This is a genomic window from Arcicella gelida (assembly GCF_034931025.1).
Classification (GTDB): Bacteria; Bacteroidota; Bacteroidia; order Cytophagales; family Spirosomataceae; genus Arcicella; species Arcicella gelida.
On the sequence record NZ_JAYGIL010000025.1, the window covers coordinates 42638 to 60981 of the forward strand.

The following is an 18344-nucleotide window of genomic DNA, read 5'->3' on the forward strand; positions in this document are numbered from 1 at the left end:
AACTCATATCTTGCTTGTGATTGATGGATAACTCGTGAAACCAACTAAGTCAAATAAAATATGCTGAATTTTCTAAAATCAATATTTACAAAATTATCTCATTCTAAATTGGTAGAATATGAGAAAATTGAAAAAGATAAAGAAATACAATCCTTAATTCAAAATGAAGAAAGAAAAGCGTCAACCTTTCAACCAGAATGTATTGAGGAATTAAGTGACCTTGATTTAGAGATAAAGAAAGAAGAGAACCACCATATCAAAATAATTAAATTTGATTCAGATATTGAACAATCTGAAGAAGTTAAGATTCGTCCAAAATTTCTTATTAGAAAAACGCTCTGGTCTCATGTTGGAGATGGATATATAGTTTATGGAGGATATGGCAATATTCATGGTTTTCAGAATGAATTTGATTCAGCGAATAAATTAGTAAATGAATTAACATATAAATCTATATATTATGATAATTTAAAATATTTTGATTCTTTTAATTTTACTCATGAAGGACTTGAAAAAAGCATAAAAAATAAATTTCGGGAGGTTTTTAAAATTTCTAATGAAAAGTCTATCATAGATTTATATCTATGGGACTATAATTCTACAATTGAGCAAGCAAATGAGATTGTTAGAGCTTTTGAATATCCATTAGTATCAATAATTGAAAAAGAAGACGATATATTTTATATAAATATGCTTAATAAAGAGTTTTGGGGGAATTTACTTTTCTACGAAATGATTGATGATAATTGGGATTTTACTTGCCATGAGTATTTTAAAAAACATATTTACAATGATGAAGAAACAGCAATTAAAGATGGTGTAAAAAAAATATTGTGCCGATTAATAAAATTTCCTGACAATAAATTTTTTGAATATTTACAAAATGCAATCAATAATATAGTTGATAAAGAATTGTTTCAAGAAATCATTATGGATTTTAAATATTATATTTCAAATGAGCAAAATTATTGGAAAATGATTCATTCAAATAACATTTTTAGTAATGAATTTGAAGATTGTTTTAAGAAAATTGGTCATATTATTCTGGAACTTAAACCATTTAATACTCATTCGACCAACTACCATGAGGCTACTTTTTATAATTTTAGTGGTTTTGAAAGTGGTACTCCATTCTATGATGATGATTACCTGCCAGATTTTAATGGCATAATACATAGAGGTAAATTATGGGATATGTATAAAGGTTTCCTCTTTGAGAATGAAAGTTTGAGCGAACGCAAAGAGTTTTGGTCAGATAGACATTTATTAAAGTCTGTATTTAAATAAATTCAATCCTTAGGTCTCTCTTTAACTCAACCTCTTTTGTCGTTGTCTCTGTCTCCAATGATAATGATATCTTATAGACTTTTAAATAAATCAAAATTTAGCATATCGCCTTAAAGCGTATTGCTTAGAGCAAAAAATGAGTAAACCAAAAGTAATTCTAGCATTTAGTGGAGGGCTTGATACCTCTTTTTGTGTAAAATATTTAGCAGACGATTGTGGATATGAAGTACATTCTGCCCTTGTTGATACAGGTGGATTTAGTGCTGAGGAGCTAAAAGACATTGAAACTAAAGCTTATGGACTTGGAGTGGCAAGCCATGTAACTTTAGATGTTGTAGAAAAATATTACAATGATTGTATCCGCTACATGGTATATGGAAACGTATTGAAAAACAATACTTATCCACTTTCTGTATCGGCTGAAAGAGTTTTCCAAGCAACGGCTGTGGCTGAATATGCCAATAAAATCGGTGCAAAAGCGATTGCTCACGGAAGTACTGGTGCAGGAAACGACCAAGTGCGTTTTGATGTGGTTTTCCAAATCATGGTGCCAGACTGTAAAGTAATCACTCCTATTCGTGATATGAAATTATCTCGTGAAGCTGAAATTGAATACTTAAAAGAAAAAGGCGTTGTTCGTGACTGGACAAAATCTGCATATTCTATCAACAAAGGATTGTGGGGTACTTCTGTCGGTGGACGTGAAACGCTTACTTCTTATGGTTATTTACCAGAGTCTGCTTGGCCAACTCAAGTAACTGCTACTGGCGAAGAAACTGTGAAATTACATTTTGAAAAAGGTGAATTAGTCGGTATCAATGATGAAACATTAACACCTGTTCAAGCCATCCGTAAGCTGACTGAAATTGCTGCTCCTTATGGTGTGGGTCGTGATATTCATGTTGGTGATACCATTATCGGTATTAAAGGAAGAGTTGGCTTTGAGGCGGCAGCTCCATTATTAATTATCAAAGCTCACCATTTATTAGAAAAACATACCCTTACAAAACAACAATTGTATTGGAAACAAACTTTAGGAGAAACTTACGGAACGATGCTTCACGAAGGACAATTTCTTGAGCCTGTAATGCGTAATTTTGAAACTTTCTTGGCTGATACTCAATCTAATGTTTCTGGAACAGTACAGATTCATTTAGCACCATATCGTTATCAATTATTGGGTATTGAATCTAAATTTGATTTAATGTCGTCTATTTTTGGTTCTTATGGCGAAATGAACAACACTTGGACAGGCGATGACGTAAGAGGCTTCTCTAAAATTGTTTCTAACCAAACAATGATTCATAGAAAAGTTACTGAGGCTGGATTGTAGGAGTTGTGTATTTCGAGTGATGAGTTATGAGCCTTTTTTCCAGAAAAAATTATTCGCTTAGTAAAAATTGTTTTTTGTAGTATTTTAATGAAGGTCTAATCATTTATTAAACCTAAATCAAGAAATAATATGCTCACAACCATCAAAGGAACGTATGAAAATGGACAAATCACTTTAGCGGAAAAGCCCATTTCAACACAGAAGATGAACGTCATCGTTACATTTTTGGAGGAGGAGATTGCAAAAAGCACTCCTCCAAAAACACGTAAAGCAGGAGGGCTTAGTGGTAAAGTGTGGATGTCTGATGATTTCAATGAATCACTTGAAGACTTAAAGGATTATATGTAATGCAGTTATTGTTAGACACTCATACATTGATTTGGTTTTTAGAAGATAACCCTCTTCTAAAAACCAAATCCAAACAACTAATTGAAGACGAAACAAATGACATCTTTGTTAGTGCTGTTAGTTTTTATGAAATGAGTATCAAAATTTCAATTGGAAAACTTATACTTCCAGATTCTTTGGAATTCACTATTGAGAAAACGATTGAAAAAGACATTAAAATAATTGACTTGAACCGACATCACTCAATTCAATATCAGACCATTCCACTGCTTCCAGACCATAGAGACCCTTTTGATAGAATGTTAATCGCTATTGCTGTTCATGAAGATTTAACTATCATATCAGCAGATGAAAAATTTAAAAATTACACGTCAATAATTCATCTTATTGAAGCATAGATTGCCAATGAAATAGCTCTAAAAAGATAATACTGTATGACTAGCCATCTACCCAAGCACCTTCTTTTTATTTTCCTTCTTATAATGATTCCTAAAACTAGTTTCTCTCAAGAAACTAATGTTGATTCATTAGTTAAGCAACATAAAAAAATAGCTGTGCTGCCTCTAAAAGTTTACTATATCTACAAAACATTACCTGAGGGTTTAAAAGTCGGTGATGTTAGGAATAAAGAATACGAAGACGGCTTTTTACTTCAAAAGAAATTTAATGACTATTTAAAATTAAAAAAAGAGTCAGTTACTGTTGAAATACAATCGTTTGATGAAACAAATAGTCTTTTAGCTGAAAACGAAATTACGCTACAAGATTTAAAAGATTTACCTGCTGATTTTATTTGCAAAGCATTAAAAGTTGATGGGATAATTGATGCGGAAATAAGACTGAATACATTCATAAATAATGAAGAAATAGTAGGAAGAGAGTTGTTATCTATTGCTATTGGCGTAGGAAATAAAAATAAATTAGATAACTCAGTACTTTCTAAAATGAAAATTTCTGATGGAAATACGGGTGAAATGATTGGCGAGTTTCCACTAGTTTTAGTAGGAACAATGTTTAAATCTACTGAAAAAGTAATCGAAAAAATGCTGTGGTTAAACTTTAAAAATACTCCTTACTATAAAAAATAATATGATAAAAGTAGGTATAATAGGCGGTGCAGGATATACAGGAGGAGAATTATTAAGAATCCTGATTCATCACCCAGCAGTAGAAATTGTTTTTGTTAATTCAAAATCGCAAGCAGGAAAACCTGTTTACAGTACTCATACTGATTTATTAGGTGATACTGATTTACTCTTTTCAGACGACCTTCATACAGATATTGATGTTGCTTTCCTTTGTTCGGGACATGGTGAATCAAAGAAATTCTTAGAAGCAAATCCTTCTTTTAAAAGTATTAAAATCGTTGATTTAAGTACTGATTACCGTGACCAATCTGAAGGTTTTGTATATGGTTTGGCAGAATTACAAAGAGAGAAAATCAAAACGGCTCAACACATTGCTAACCCTGGATGTTTTGCTACTTCAATTGAATTAGCATTATTACCATTGGCAAATGCTGGAATTTTAACTGACGATATTCATATTTCGGCAGTTACGGGTTCAACTGGAGCGGGACAAAGTTTATCAGCCACCAGTCATTTTTCTTGGAGAAATAATAACATTTCTATTTACAAAGCATTTACGCATCAGCATTTACAAGAAATTGGCATGGTGGTAAATACTTTGCAAAGTGATTTCGACCAAAGTTTTAATTTTATTCCATATCGTGGAAATTTCACTCGTGGAATCATGGCGAATGTTTATACAAGCTTTGATGGTACTTTGGAAGATGCTAAAAAGTTGTATAAAAAATATTACGAAGCACATCCTTTTACGCATGTTAGCGATAAGCCTGTGGACGTTAAACAAGTTGTAAACACCAATAAATGCCTTGTTTCATTAGAAGTACACAATGGCAATTTATTGATTTCAAGTATTATTGATAACCTAACAAAGGGAGCTTCTGGACAAGCCGTTCAAAACATGAATTTGATGTTTGGTCTTGATGAAAAAACTGGTTTAGGTTTAAAATCGGTAGGCTTCTAAACTACCGATTTTTTTATCATCATTTTTATAATCCTTCATTCATCAATGTATAAAATCCTAACCTTTATTTTAATTAGTATTTCATTTACTTTTTCAAGTACTGCACGAGAAATAAAACCATTAAGTAAAAAACCATACAGCAGAAAAGGAGAATATTATTTCTTTTGGGGATATAATCGTTCGGAATATGCCAATTCGGACATTACTTTTAGAGGTAAAGGTTATGATTTTACCCTCCATAATGCTACGGCAAAAGATTTACCAATTCCTTTTAGTGCTGACGTTTATTTTGATATTACCAGATTATCGGTTCCTCAATATAATATTCGTTATGGATACTTTTTTAGTGACCATTGGAGTATTTCAATTGGTTCGGACCACATGAAATATGTAATGGATGATAACCAAACGCTTGAAGTATCTGGACATATTTCAGCTCAGGTTTCAGACCCAGCAATTACTGTAAATCCAGAATATGTTGGTGATTTTAATCGTACTCCTAAATTGATTCGCCCAGAAGATTTTTTGCATTATGAACATACTGACGGCTTCAATTACTTGCATTTAGAACTTGACCGTTACGACCGTTTATGGAAAGCAAAAAACAATATTCAAGGTATTGATTGGCTAGTAGGTGTAGGTGCAGGAACAATTATTCCAAGAACAGACTCACATTTGTTTACCATTGGACGGAATAATCATTTCAATTTTGCAGGTTATGGCGTTTCATTGAAAACAGGTTTACGATTCGACCTTTCACGAAGGTTCTTTTTACAGACAGATTTAAAAGGTGGTTTTACAAGATTAAATCATGTTCATACCACTGGACGAGACAGTGATTATGCCCAGCAAAGTATTTGGTTCGGAGAATTTTATGGTGTTTTGGGCTACAAGTTTGGTAGAAAAAGGGTAAATAAATAAGTTATATAATCATGAGTTCTTAGTATTTTTATACAGATAAATTTAAAGCAAATGAAAGGTGGAAATTATATAACGAATGATAAAGGCGTAAAAACTGCCGTCCTCATCGACATGAAAATCCATCGTGAGCGTATTGAAGACTTACTTGATGGACTTTCTGCTGAGGCTAATCACAATGAACCTACAATCTCTTTAAGAGAAGCTATTCAACAAAGGCGAAGGAATTAGTTATAAAAGTAATAGTTATGAATTATGAGTCAGTAATTTACGAAGGTTTAGATTTGTCTTTAAAACGGAAATGACGTAGCGGCAAACCCTTGCGGTTGCCGTTTTGAGTACGGCAACCGCAAGGGTTTGCCGCTACAGAAATTGTTATTTTAAGAAATGTTTTGAACAAGATTAAATCATTAGTAAAGCCCTAATTATAAGTAATGAAATAAAATTATTTATATACCATAATTCATAAAATATCACGCTTTATTTTAAATTAAATGATGAAATAATCACAATAGTTGTCTTAAATATTGGTCATCGAAAAGAAATTTATGACTAACAGCTATTGACTTAATAACACAAGAAATGAATCTTTTTAATGTATATCCTCTTTACGACATCACGCCTGTAAAAGCAAAAGGTAGCTATTTATGGGATAAAAATGGTGTTGAATATCTTGACTTTTATGGTGGTCATGCGGTAATTTCAATCGGACATTCACATCCGTATTATGTTCAGCAATTGACTGAGCAATTACAAAACATTGGCTTTTATTCAAACTCTGTTAATATTCCTATTCAAAGTGAATTGGCAGAGAAATTAGGAAAACTGTCGGGTTGCGAAGAGTACGATTTATTCCTTTGTAATTCTGGAGCAGAAGCCAACGAAAATGCCTTGAAAGTAGCATCTTTTTTCAATGGTCGTAAAAAAGTGATTGCTTTCTCTAAAGCATTCCATGGAAGAACGGCTGGTGCTGTGGCTGTTACAGATAATAAAGCGATTGTTGCCCCTGTAAATTACGATGAACACGTTACTTTCCTCCCATTCAACGATGTTGAAACGCTTACAGCTAATGTAACAGAAGAAACTTGTGCCGTGATTATCGAAGGTATTCAAGGAGTAGGTGGAATCAATGTTGCTTCTGATGAATTTTTGAAAGCAGCTCGTGAAGCTTGTGACAAAACGGGTGCAATCTTGATTTTGGATTCGGTTCAATGCGGATATGGTCGTTCGGGAAAATTCTTCTCTCATCAATTCTCAGGCATCAAACCAGACTTGATTACAACAGCCAAAGGAATGGGCAATGGCTTCCCGATTGGTGCTGTCTTGATTGCTCCAAAATTCAAAGCTAAACATGGAATGTTAGGCACAACTTTCGGTGGAAATCACTTGGCTTGTGCGGCGGCAGTAGCGGTTTTGGATGTAATGAAAGAGGAAGCCTTGATAGAAAATGCCGCTAAAATGGGCGAGTATTTATTTGAAAAACTGAGCAAATTGGAAGGCATCAAAGAATTACGTGGACGTGGCTTAATGATTGGTATTGAATTTGAACAACCCGTTGATAAAATCAGAGATACTTTACTTTTTGAACATCATATTTTCTGTGGATATGCTGGCAAACATACTTTACGTTTATTACCAAGCCTTGCTATTACTCAAAAAGAATGTGATACTTTCTTACAGGCTTTAGAAGAAGTTATTTCGGTAACGGCTTAGTCATAGTACTTACTCAAAATAAGAGGCTGAAACAAAATACTTAATGGTGTTTTGTTTCAGCCTTTTTTGATTCATGCTATTAGTGATTGAAAAATGCCTAAAATATCTTAATTTTAAAAAGTTAAAAACCTAGTCATAACTCCCTTAAAAACAACAGAAAAACCATGTCAACTACAACCGAAACGGGACATGCTATTAATGTCCGTAATTTTTTAGACCTTATCAATGTTTGTAAAGCTTTTGGTACCCAATATCAGCCTAGCAAAACCTCAATTCAAATTCCTACTTTAGAAGAAACGCTTGCACAAGCTGAAAAGGCGTTAGATGACGTCATCAAATATAATATTGCTTATAATGCTGCGATTAATGCACGGTTCGACCTCTTCAAAAACAACAAAACTTTAGCGACTAGACTCGTTAATGCTTTTGATAACTCCGATGCTCTTGCTGAAACGAAAAAAGATGTGAAAGGATTTAACAGAAAATTACAAGGTAAAAAAGCAAGTGAAGGAAAAAAGAAAGGCATTGAAGAGGATGCACAAAACCCAAAGACAAAAACAGTTTCGTCTATCCAACTCTCCTACACGAATCAAGTAGAACATCTCCGTGCCTTGCTTAGTATCCTTGCCAACGAACCAAGTTATGCCCCCAATGAAGTAACGCTACAAGTAAATACTATTCAGGAATTATTGACCAATCAAATGACAGCGAATGAAAAGGTTTCCTCCAGTTTTGTAGCATTAAGTAATGCCCGCTTGAAAAGAGATAGCATTTTGTATGAAGCAGAAATAGGCTTGCATGCAAGAAGTCTTCTTGTAAAAAAATATGTAAAATCCATCTTTGGTAGCACCAGCCCTGAATATAAGCTATTGAGCAAGATAACATTCAATGTGATTAGGAAATAAAAGATTAAGGACTGAGTAAAAAAGAAATATCACTACTCAGAAAAGAAATAGAGCTACTTGAAAAAGAAATAATATTACTCAAAAAAGAAATGTAGCTACGTGGAAAAGAAATATCACTACTCATAAAAGAAATAAAGATACTTGAAAAAGAAATAATACTACTCAGAAAAAAAATATAGCTACTTGTAAAAGAAATGTTACTACTCAAAAAGGAAATAGAGCTACTTGAAAAAGAAATAGAGCTACTCAGAAAAGAAAACTCGCTACTTTATCATTAGCTCTCAGCTAATATTTTAGAAAGAATTGTACCCCAACTGCCCATTTCCTCTAAATTATCTTGGCTTACAACAATTTTACTTTCTTTTAAGCAAAGTTTGAATAGCCTTTCATAAGTCCGTCGATTGATGGAACTACTATCTCTCCAACTAAAGATCTGTTGATTTTCAGCATCGGTAGTTTCTCCATGAAAATGCCTAGAGAGTAATATGTAATCAATTTTTTTCATAAAAAAATGAAAAATAAAGGACTGGTAGCAAAGTTAAAATTTGAAGATATTATAACAATAGACTACAGGTTGATAAATAAGTAACAAAATTTGAACAAAAATTATTAAAAGTATTATAAACTAAAATGGAATATCGACGTGGAATTCTTTGCTAGAATCCATTAGGTAATAAACAACAAAGCAAATGAAAATCAATCACTTAGGTCATAAAAAAGTATGCCTTCAAATTAAAAAACATAAAGATTATAGTCTAATATTTGGCTAACACTCAGCCGATTAAACATAATTGCACAAAGTACAACATCATTCATATTTTGATATTAGCCAATAAAGTAATTATTTTGCGTTTCTTTTGGGTTCCCTAGAATCTATCAGAAGATAGTATCACATTGTAATTTCTTTATCAAAAACCTTGTCTTTGATGCTTTGGAGCTGATAGATAGCGAAAAATCAATAACTTAATATTTAAAAATGGCATTAATTACCAAAATCAGAGAAAAGTCGGGGATTGCGGCGGCGGCAATCGCCATCAGTTTAATTCTCTTTCTTATCGGAGGAGACATTTTTCAAGGTCGTTCGAGTTTCTTCGGCGGTGCAAAAGACGCAGTGGGTGAAATCGGAGGAGAAACGATTAAATACCAAGATTTTCAAAAGAAAGTTGACGAGATTACTCAACAATACACACAACAGTCTGGTCGTGGTCCTGGAGAACAAGAAGTAGCCATGATTCGTGATCAAGTTTGGAATCAATACATCTTGGATTTAGCTTATGGCAAAGAATACGAAACATTAGGACTTACGGTATCTCCTGCTGAATTGGTTGATATGGTTCAAGGAACAAATATTCACCCTTCAGTTCGTCAGCAATTTACAAATCCACAAACAGGACAGTTCGACAAAGGTTATGTAATTCAGTTTTTGAAAAACTTCAAAACACTTCCTGCTGCACAACAACAAGCTTGGGTTAATTTTGAGAAATCATTGAGCCAAGACCGTTTGAGAACGAAATATGAAAACCTTTTGAAGATGTCAACATATACAACAAATGTTGAAGCTCAAAAAGACTATGTTGCGCAAACTTCAAAAGTAGATGCACGTTATTTATACGTACCATTCTATTCTGTAGCTGACTCTACAATCAAAGTAACTGATTCGCAATTGGAAGATTACTTAGCTTCGCACAAAGATTTATTTCAAGGACAAACTACACGTTCTATTCAGTACGTAACATTCCCAGTGATTCCTTCGAAATTAGATACAGCATCTTTCTACAACGACTTAAAGCGTTTGGCGAAAGAATTAGCGATTGCTAAAAACGATTCAGCTTTTGCAATGATGAATTCGGATGTTAAAACTCCTTATTATTCAACTTTAGCAGAAATTCCTGAAGCTGTAAAAGGTCAATTAGGTAACATGACTCCTGGAGGTATTTATGGCCCATTCAAAAATGGTTTGACTTACTCAATCTATAAATACGGTGGTATCCAAAAAGATTCTTTATTCACAGTTCGTGCTAGTCATATCTTAATCAATGCTCCAAAAGGTGCTTCTGATTCAGTAAAAGCAACCGCTCGTAAACGTGCAGAAGGTATTTTAGCACAAATCAAAGGTGGAGCAAGCTTTGAAGCGATGGCTCAACAATTTGGTACAGACGGAACGGCTCAACAAGGTGGAGATTTAGGCTATTTCAAAAATAATGGTTCAATGGTAAAACCTTTTGAGAATGCTATCTTTGGTTTCTCTGGAACAGGTTTACTACCAAGCATTGTTGAAACTGATTTTGGTTACCATATCGTAAAAGTAACAGAAGCTAAAACTAATACTCGTTATAAATTAGCCGCTATCAACCGCACGATTGCTCCAAGTCAATCTACAATGGATGAAGTATTGCGTAAAGCAGATGCTTTTGCAGCAGAAAATACTACGAAAGAAGCTTTTGAAGCAAGTTTGAAAAAAGATAAAACATTGTTGATGCTTCGTGGAGATAGAATTCCAGAAGGAGCAACAAGTTTCAATAACTTACAAAATGCACGTGACATCGTTCGTTGGGCATTTAATGAAGATACTAAAGTAGGTTCGGTTTCAGATGTTTTCCAAAATGACAACCAGTATATCGTAGCTTTAGTAACTGGAAGTACAGATAAAGACAAAGTGAAAGTAGATGATTTCAGAGAAGAATTAACTGCAAGAGTTAAAGGAGATTTGAAAGCAGAACAAATTGAGAAAAAATTAGCAGGTATTTCAGGTACTTTAGAGCAAATCGCTCAGAAATACGGAGCAGGAGCTTTGGTTGAAACAGCAACTGATATTACTTTAGCACAAGGTGTACTAACTAGCGCAGGTGCAGACCCAACAGCTATTGGTAAAGCATTCGGTTTGAAAGTAGGAAAACGCTCTAAGCCTTTCAAAGGTGAAGGTGGCGTTTTCATCATGGAAACTATTAAATCTACTCCAGCACCAGCTATTGCAGATTTAACGCTTTACAAAAACACAGCAAAAATGATGGCTGGTCAAAGAACATCATTCTATATCAACGAAGCTATCAAAGAAAATGCGAAAGTGGTTGATAACAGAGCTAAGTTCTTCTAGTCAAAATTAAAGTATTATAAAAAAGCACTTCTTCGGGAGTGCTTTTTTTATTTAAGAGGTTTGGGGGGAAATAAAATCTTTTCGGACAAACCTACGTTAATAGGTTATCAATTTATTCATTAAACCAATTTTCAAATGGCACATTTAAAATTTACAGTATTATCATTCTTACTTATTTTCTCAATCTTTAGCTGCAAAGAAGACCAAGCTACCGTTACGCCCAAAACTAAAACAGAAAATCTTACAAATACAGTTTGGCAAGTGCAATCAGCCTCGGCATCTGGAGGATTGGTTGTTGTTTATTCAAGAGACCAAGCTAATAATGGCTATGATTTATCAAAAGTAAGATTAAGCTTTAAAGCGAATGGAACAGTTACTGCGATTGACAACAATGGAAATACTTCAAGCAATGGCACTTGGAAATTCACGAATAATGAAGCAACGATTGAAATTACAGGGGTAAATGTAGCGGGATTAAGTGCTGGAAGCCTAACTGTGGTTCAACTTACTGACAAAAACTTCGATTTCAACAGCAAAGCTTCTTTTCCACAATTAGGCATTTCTGATGTTGATGCAACGGTAAAAATGACTCCAGCACCATAAATTAATTATAAATCCCCCAATTGCGGACGCATTATAATTTCTTCTAAAACAGTAGTAGCTGGCAAAGCATTAGCTGTCCAGATTACTTCTGCAATATCATCAGAAGCGATAAATCTTTCTGTGGGTAATTCTACACCAGCCCAAGAGTTGGTGAAAGTTGCCCCCGGAAGGATACTTGTTACACGCACACCGTGAGGTTTCAACTCTTCTCTTAATACTTTGCTCATTCCCAACATTGCAAATTTAGAGATACAATACGAACCCCCATTTGTATAAGCTACGATACTTGCTACCGAACAAATATTGAAAATATAGCCCGCTTTTCTAGCAATCATTTCATTGACCAAAGCCCTTGTAAGATGATAAGCACTGTATAAATTGGTTTCAATCATGGCTTCTAAAGTACCTTCTGCTTCGTTATGAATTTGTCCGGGCAAAAAGAAACCAGTATTATTGACAAGTATATCTACTTGTGAAACAGAAGCTTTTACAAAATCAGCAAAAGCTAATACTTCTGCTTTCTTAGATAAATCGGCTTTGAAAAAAAGTACATTTTCAGGAAATTGTTCTTCGTTGGTTCTGGCACAAGTGATGACTGTAAAGCCTTCTTTGGCAAACTTATTGACGATGGCTCTGCCAATACCTTTTGTTCCACCTGTTACTACTATCGTTTTGTTCATTATCTTTGTCTATTATGTCTGAATTTAAAAATGATTTAATCGTTAAAAGGTTTAAACATTTTTCTTAGCCAAGTAATTTCAATCGTGAAAAACCTCAACAAAGAATGTCTATAATAGGTAAATATTTTATTTTCTTAGGAAAACTCTTCACAAACAGAGAAAAATTCAAAGTATATACAAGGTTAACCATTGATGAAGCCGTACAAATTGGGATTGGCTCATTATTAATTGTTTCAATTGTTTCGTTCTTTTTGGGTGCAGTTACTTGTGTACAAACTGCTGCCAATTTAGATAATCCATTTGTTCCACATTATATCATCAGTTTAATCGTTCGAGATTCAACCATACTTGAATTTGCACCAACCATTACTGGAATTGTTTTAGCAGGAAAAGTAGGTTCAAATATCGCTGGTGAACTAGGAACAATGAGAATAACAGAGCAAATTGACGCATTAGAAGTAATGGGAATCAACTCTACTTCTTATTTGGTACTCCCAAAAGTTGTTGCTTCAATCATAGTTTTCCCAATGTTAGTTACTTTAGCCGCATTTCTTTCTATTTATGGCGGTTATTTAGCGGGTTGGTTGACAGGTGCAATTTCTCCACAAGAATATATTCAAGGTATTCAGTTTGAATTTAATGCGTTCAACGTTCCTTTTGCCTTAATCAAATCTGTGGTTTTTGCCTTTTTGATTGTCTCTATTTCCGCTTTCAAAGGTTATTTCACTGGTGGTGGTGCCTTAGAGGTTGGTCAAGCAAGTACAGCTGCTGTTACGAATAGTTGCATAGCCGTTTTAATTGCAGATTATTTATTAGCACAATTGCTAGTAACCGCTTAATTTTTCAATTTATCTTGAGTGAACAATTTTATCATTCTCTCAAGATAAATTTTATTTCTACTTCTCTCCTACCGTCAAAAAATCTACCAATTTTACCACTTCAATCGCTTCTGCCACATCATGAACACGTAAAATGTTCGCTCCTTTCATCAAAGCAATTGTGTTCAAAACAGTGGTTGCATTAAGTGCTTCATTGGCTGTAATGTTAAGTTTTCTCCAAATCATAGATTTTCTGGATACTCCCACCAACATTGGGCAATTCATTACTTCAAAATCTCTTAAATGATTTAATAGAATATAATTTTGGTCGGCTGTTTTTGCAAAACCAAAACCTAAATCAACAATAATATCTTTTTGACCGAATTGTCGTAATTGAGCTACTTTCTGTTGCAAATCGTCCAAAACATCAATCACTAAATCATCATAATCCGTCATTTGCTGCATGGTTTCAGGTGTTCCTCTACTGTGCATCAATACATAAGGTACGTTTAAACTTGCTACAGTTTCAAACATTTTATCGTCTAATAATCCTCCTGAAACGTCATTCACCATAACAGCACCAGCTTCAACACATTTTGAAGCCACTTCCGAACGAAAAGTATCAATTGAAATTAAAGCTTCTGGAAAACGTTTTAGAATACTTTCAACTACAGGAATTACTCTTGATAATTCTTCATCTCCATCTACTGGTCTAGCGCCTGGTCTGGTTGAATGTCCACCAATATCCAAAAAAGTAGCTCCCGCAGAAATCATTTTTTCAACCTGAATCAATACTTTCGACAAATCATCATAACGACTATTCGCATAAAATGAGTCGGGAGTAATATTTAAAATACCCATAATTTTGGGCACAGACAAATCAACAAGTTGACCACTACAATTGATATTCATAAATTTATATTGAATTATTTTAAGGATATAAGCCTTCAAAGATAAATAAAATTGTAGCGTCATACTTATTTCCGAAATGCTAAGCCGAAAAAGATAATTTTTATCATCCTTAAATTTGTGACTACAAGCATTCAAAGAATTAAATTATAGTTTCAATTTAGCTAGTCATTATAGCAATTTTCAGTATAAATTAGAAAAAAAGCTTCTTACAACTTAGCACCAGCGTATGTAGAAAGCATTTTTTATAGTTGGAATTAGTAGTATATACTCAATAAATATTACAGAAAAACTGAAATTAAAATTATTGCTTGTTATATAGAACCAATTACGATAATTTAGCATTAAACTTTAAAAAGTTAAAATGTTACTATTATAACAAACTAACATTTAACATGTGTTCGTCTTAGCCTGACAATCTCTTTCCTTATTTTTATGTATTACCTCGACTATTTTATAAATGAAATATGTAAAAATCTTTCAGCAATTGGCATTATCATTGCCCTGATTACTTTTCCATATTTAAAAAGTAAAAATAGATCCAACATATTTCTATCATCATATTTTCTGGTTTCTGCTATTTACGCATTACTTCATTATAATTTAATCAATAACGGTAATCCTAATATTGTTGCTGCACTTTATGCCACAACAGCACCTTTGATATATCTGTTTCGTCCTCTTTCGTTCTGGTATGTGCGTTCGATGATTAGTAAAAAAATTGAATTTAAGCATTGGGATTATCTTCTCATCTTACCTGCCGTATTATATATTTTTGATATTGCTCCTTATTTACTTACTTCTTTTGATTATAAATTAAAAATTGCCCAGTTAATTATTGAAGACCAAAATAATATATTTCGATATCCAGTAACCTATTTTGGTACACCTCAATTTCACTTTAATTTCAGACCAATTTTTAGCCTAACAGTTTCTATAGCAGAAGTGATTATGCTTTATAAACATTTTAGGGATAATCCAAATCATAAAGTTAATTTCCCCACTACTTATCGTTGGTTGTGGACTTTTTCATTGATTGGTTTGATGCTTACTTTGGCACTATCTTTACTCTCTATTTCAATTAACAGTTTAAATCATCAAATTAAAATTAATTATGATAATGCTGTTGTATTGATGAATATGACCAATTTTTTATTCTTGTGTTTAAATATCTCTGTATTTTTGTTTCCTAAAATACTCTATGGTTTATATAATGAATCTGAAGAAGAAAGGTTAAATAATTATCCAGAAATAATAGTCGTTAATAACAAATCAGACGATTATGTAAAAGCTTCATTCAAAATAGAAGAAGCAAGATTATCAGAAATAGAAGTAATGATTCAAAACTATTTCGTTCAGGAAAAACCTTATTTAGATGATAGTTTCAATATCAATAAATTGTCTGAATCATTAAATATTCCGAACCATCACCTTAGTTATTTTTTTAATTATTATCTTTCAAAAAAATTCTCAGACTATAAAAATGAATGGCGAGTAAATTATGCCATCCAATTATTAAAAGAAGGGATTTTAAAAAAATACACGATAGAGCAACTTTATCAAGAAGCAGGGTTTTCTACAAAAAGTAATTTTTATAGAGTATTCCGACTACATACGGGTAAAACACCGATTGAATTTTTAGAAGAGATTAACTCCTAACACACACTTCATCAAGACTTAAAATTAAACTTACAGAACCAGCACTAAACACTTCATATAGAAGAGTTTAACTGTTTTTTTGGTAAAAACACAGTTACTAATCCTAAAATATTATTAGTAAATATTAAAATATATCAATATGTTTAATGTGATTTCTCTCAATTGCAGTAAATAGAATCAGAGAACAGCAAATGTATTTCATGGAATATTTAAAAAATGAAATTGTCAGGATTGTGTACATCATAGGCATAATTGTGGCTATTTTTAGCTTCCCATATTTAAAGAGTAAAAACAAAGCTAATATATTTTTATCCCTTCATTTTCTCACGATGGGCATTTTTGCTTTGTATTATCTTAGCACTTTAAAAAATAAAAATGAATTTTTTATTTCACTTTTCTATGGTATAATCTTACCTATATCGTTACTTACTCGCCCTTTTGCTTATTGGTATGTAAAATTCATGCTTTTGAAAAAAATACGTTTCAATAAATGGGATTTACTAATCGTTTTGCCTGGTATCTTATGTTTTATTGATATTATTCCACAATTATTTACTTCACCTGAACAAAAACATCATATTGCAAAGTTGATTTTAGAAGATGTTAATAACATTTTTATTTATACACCTACTTACTTTTTAAACTTCAAATTTTATTTCGTATTAAGACCTATCCTGAACTTAACCTTAAGCATCGCACAATTATATTTACTTTACAAACACCTAAAAAGTCATTCTTTTCAAAAAATAATATTCACATCTACCATTAAATGGTTATGGCTTTTTTCAATTCTCAGTGTTTTACTAACAATTACTTTAACTACACTTACTCTGTTGTTTAGTAATCATTTTAGTCTTTCAAAAAATTTAGGTTTGTTTTTCAATGATTTAATGGATTATGCCATTTTTGTTTATTTCATGCTAAACATTTCTATTTTCTTTTTCCCAAGAGTTTTATACGGAATTTCAGATGAAGGAGAAGAACTTTTTATTGAAGAGAAACTGACTGAAGTAAAAGCTGAAAAAAGTAATAAACCAAATTTTAAATTAGAGGATGCTAAACTAGCAGAGATAAACTCGATTATTGAGAATTATTTTTTGCATGACAAACCGTATCTGAGCGATAACTTCACTATTATAGAACTTTCTGAATCCTTAAATATTCCGATTCATCATCTTAGCTATTACTTCAATTATCATCTTTCAAAAAAATTTTCTGATTATAAAAATGAGTGGCGCATAAATTATGCCATTCAATTACTAAAAGACGGCATCCTAAAAAAATATACCATTGATCAATTATATCATGAAGCCGGATTCTCTACAAAAAGTAATTTTTATAGAGTATTTAGATTACACACGGGAAAAACCCCTATCGAATTTTTAGAAGAATTAAAGCAATAACCTAGGTTTTTCAACATTTATTATAATTGTATTAACGCTTTTAAAATGAGAAAAAAATGTTGAATACATTTTCAATATTCTCCACTTTTTCAAAAAAAAGCTTCAAATCCCCTCCAAAAAAGCGAAAAATTAGTTCTATTTTCTAAAATACTACTAAAACACACTTCTGGCGTTAATGTTTTGACGCTCTTTCCCTCAATATTTGCATACGTTAAATTTATCAAATGTTAATTACAATCGTCGTTTAGACGAATGCTGTAGCCAAATTCAGAATATTATATTACTAACATACCTAAACTTATACCCAGTTCGATTATCCCTTGTTTAAAACATTATCTGTAAGTTACATCTTATCATAAAAAGATTTTTACGTCGATGTTAAGCACTATAACCACTTTAGATATCGAAGCAGTTGAAATCCTAGCGATTAAAATAACTGAGGAACTCTTGAGAGGGAAGAACACTTTCAAGTCAGAAACGATTGCGTTGAAAGTTAAGATAAAGGTGGGAATGTTAAGAACCATTTCGCATCAAAGACTTTCAATTAATCAAGAGAAACGTAAAAAACACCTAAAATCTAAGCAAGCTTTACATCAATGATATTATTAAAGTTATTTTATTCTGC

Annotated in this window: 19 protein-coding genes; 16 read left to right on the forward strand and 3 right to left on the reverse strand. The window is 32.6% G+C overall.

Going from position 1 to position 18344, the window contains the following annotated elements; all coding sequences use genetic code 11:
• The first annotated feature begins 60 nt into the window (after positions 1-60).
• The 10 genes from VB776_RS17765 (at position 61) to VB776_RS17810 (ending at position 8553) form a co-directional block, all read left to right on the forward strand.
• Positions 61-1287: a hypothetical protein gene (locus VB776_RS17765; protein ID WP_323698218.1), complete on the forward strand. Its 1227-nt coding sequence runs from the start codon at positions 61-63 to the stop codon at positions 1285-1287.
• Between the two features lie 136 nt (positions 1288-1423).
• The gene (gene argG / locus VB776_RS17770) at positions 1424-2620 is read left to right on the forward strand and encodes an argininosuccinate synthase (protein ID WP_323698219.1); all 1197 of its coding nucleotides are present in this window, start codon (positions 1424-1426) and stop codon (positions 2618-2620) included.
• Positions 2621-2749: 129 nt separating this feature from the next.
• Positions 2750-2968, forward strand: a complete 219-nt coding sequence (locus tag VB776_RS17775; protein ID WP_323698220.1) for a DUF2281 domain-containing protein — start codon at positions 2750-2752, stop codon at positions 2966-2968.
• Positions 2968-3366 carry a type II toxin-antitoxin system VapC family toxin gene (locus VB776_RS17780; RefSeq protein WP_323698221.1) on the forward strand — a complete coding sequence of 133 codons (399 nt, stop codon included), beginning with the start codon at positions 2968-2970 and terminating at the stop codon, positions 3364-3366. Before VB776_RS17775 ends, VB776_RS17780 begins: the two co-directional genes overlap by 1 nt.
• Before the next feature lie 84 nt (positions 3367-3450).
• Positions 3451-4056 (forward strand): hypothetical protein, encoded by a 606-nt coding sequence (locus VB776_RS17785; protein WP_323698222.1) that lies wholly within the window; start codon positions 3451-3453, stop codon positions 4054-4056.
• A gap of 1 nt (position 4057) precedes the next feature.
• Entirely contained in the window at positions 4058-5017 is a 960-nt protein-coding gene (gene argC, locus VB776_RS17790) for an N-acetyl-gamma-glutamyl-phosphate reductase (protein ID WP_323698223.1), read from the forward strand.
• A gap of 45 nt (positions 5018-5062) precedes the next feature.
• Positions 5063-5938, forward strand: a complete 876-nt coding sequence (locus VB776_RS17795) for a hypothetical protein (protein ID WP_323698224.1) — start codon at positions 5063-5065, stop codon at positions 5936-5938.
• A 51-nt stretch (positions 5939-5989) separates the two neighbouring features.
• A complete protein-coding gene (locus VB776_RS17800; protein WP_323698225.1) occupies positions 5990-6166 on the forward strand; it encodes a hypothetical protein in 177 nt (58 codons plus the stop codon).
• Between the two features lie 351 nt (positions 6167-6517).
• Entirely contained in the window at positions 6518-7648 is a 1131-nt protein-coding gene (locus tag VB776_RS17805) for an aspartate aminotransferase family protein (protein WP_323698226.1), read from the forward strand.
• Positions 7649-7812: 164 nt separating this feature from the next.
• Positions 7813-8553, forward strand: coding sequence for a hypothetical protein (locus VB776_RS17810; protein WP_323698227.1), 741 nt, complete (start codon positions 7813-7815; stop codon positions 8551-8553).
• Positions 8554-8827: 274 nt separating this feature from the next.
• On the opposite strand, the gene VB776_RS17815 is transcribed toward VB776_RS17810, so the two are convergent.
• Positions 8828-9058, reverse strand: a complete 231-nt coding sequence (locus tag VB776_RS17815; protein ID WP_323698228.1) for a hypothetical protein — start codon at positions 9056-9058, stop codon at positions 8828-8830.
• Between the two features lie 471 nt (positions 9059-9529).
• Between VB776_RS17815 and VB776_RS17820 the strand changes: the two genes are divergently transcribed.
• Together VB776_RS17820 and VB776_RS17825 are read left to right on the forward strand one after the other, a co-directional pair.
• Complete coding sequence (locus VB776_RS17820; RefSeq protein WP_323698229.1) at positions 9530-11647, forward strand: peptidylprolyl isomerase; 2118 nt, start codon at positions 9530-9532, stop codon at positions 11645-11647.
• Between the two features lie 135 nt (positions 11648-11782).
• Positions 11783-12250: a lipocalin family protein gene (locus VB776_RS17825; RefSeq protein ID WP_323698230.1), complete on the forward strand. Its 468-nt coding sequence runs from the start codon at positions 11783-11785 to the stop codon at positions 12248-12250.
• Positions 12251-12255: 5 nt separating this feature from the next.
• Here the strand turns inward: VB776_RS17825 and VB776_RS17830 are convergent, their stop codons facing one another.
• Positions 12256-12930 carry an SDR family oxidoreductase gene (locus VB776_RS17830; protein WP_323698231.1) on the reverse strand — a complete coding sequence of 225 codons (675 nt, stop codon included), beginning with the start codon at positions 12928-12930 and terminating at the stop codon, positions 12256-12258.
• A gap of 104 nt (positions 12931-13034) precedes the next feature.
• Here VB776_RS17830 and VB776_RS17835 point away from each other — a divergent pair, with 104 nt between their 5' ends.
• Complete coding sequence (locus tag VB776_RS17835) at positions 13035-13769, forward strand: MlaE family ABC transporter permease (protein ID WP_323698232.1); 735 nt, start codon at positions 13035-13037, stop codon at positions 13767-13769.
• 57 nt (positions 13770-13826) lie between these two features.
• Here the strand turns inward: VB776_RS17835 and folP are convergent, their stop codons facing one another.
• Complete coding sequence (gene folP / locus VB776_RS17840) at positions 13827-14660, reverse strand: dihydropteroate synthase (RefSeq protein ID WP_323698233.1); 834 nt, start codon at positions 14658-14660, stop codon at positions 13827-13829.
• Between the two features lie 432 nt (positions 14661-15092).
• Here folP and VB776_RS17845 point away from each other — a divergent pair, with 432 nt between their 5' ends.
• From VB776_RS17845 to VB776_RS17855, 3 genes are all read left to right on the forward strand, one after another.
• Positions 15093-16316, forward strand: coding sequence for a helix-turn-helix domain-containing protein (locus VB776_RS17845; RefSeq protein WP_323698234.1), 1224 nt, complete (start codon positions 15093-15095; stop codon positions 16314-16316).
• A 200-nt stretch (positions 16317-16516) separates the two neighbouring features.
• Complete coding sequence (locus tag VB776_RS17850; protein ID WP_323698235.1) at positions 16517-17719, forward strand: helix-turn-helix domain-containing protein; 1203 nt, start codon at positions 16517-16519, stop codon at positions 17717-17719.
• 375 nt (positions 17720-18094) lie between these two features.
• Positions 18095-18319, forward strand: coding sequence for a hypothetical protein (locus VB776_RS17855; RefSeq protein ID WP_323698236.1), 225 nt, complete (start codon positions 18095-18097; stop codon positions 18317-18319).
• Positions 18320-18344 lie beyond the last annotated feature (25 nt).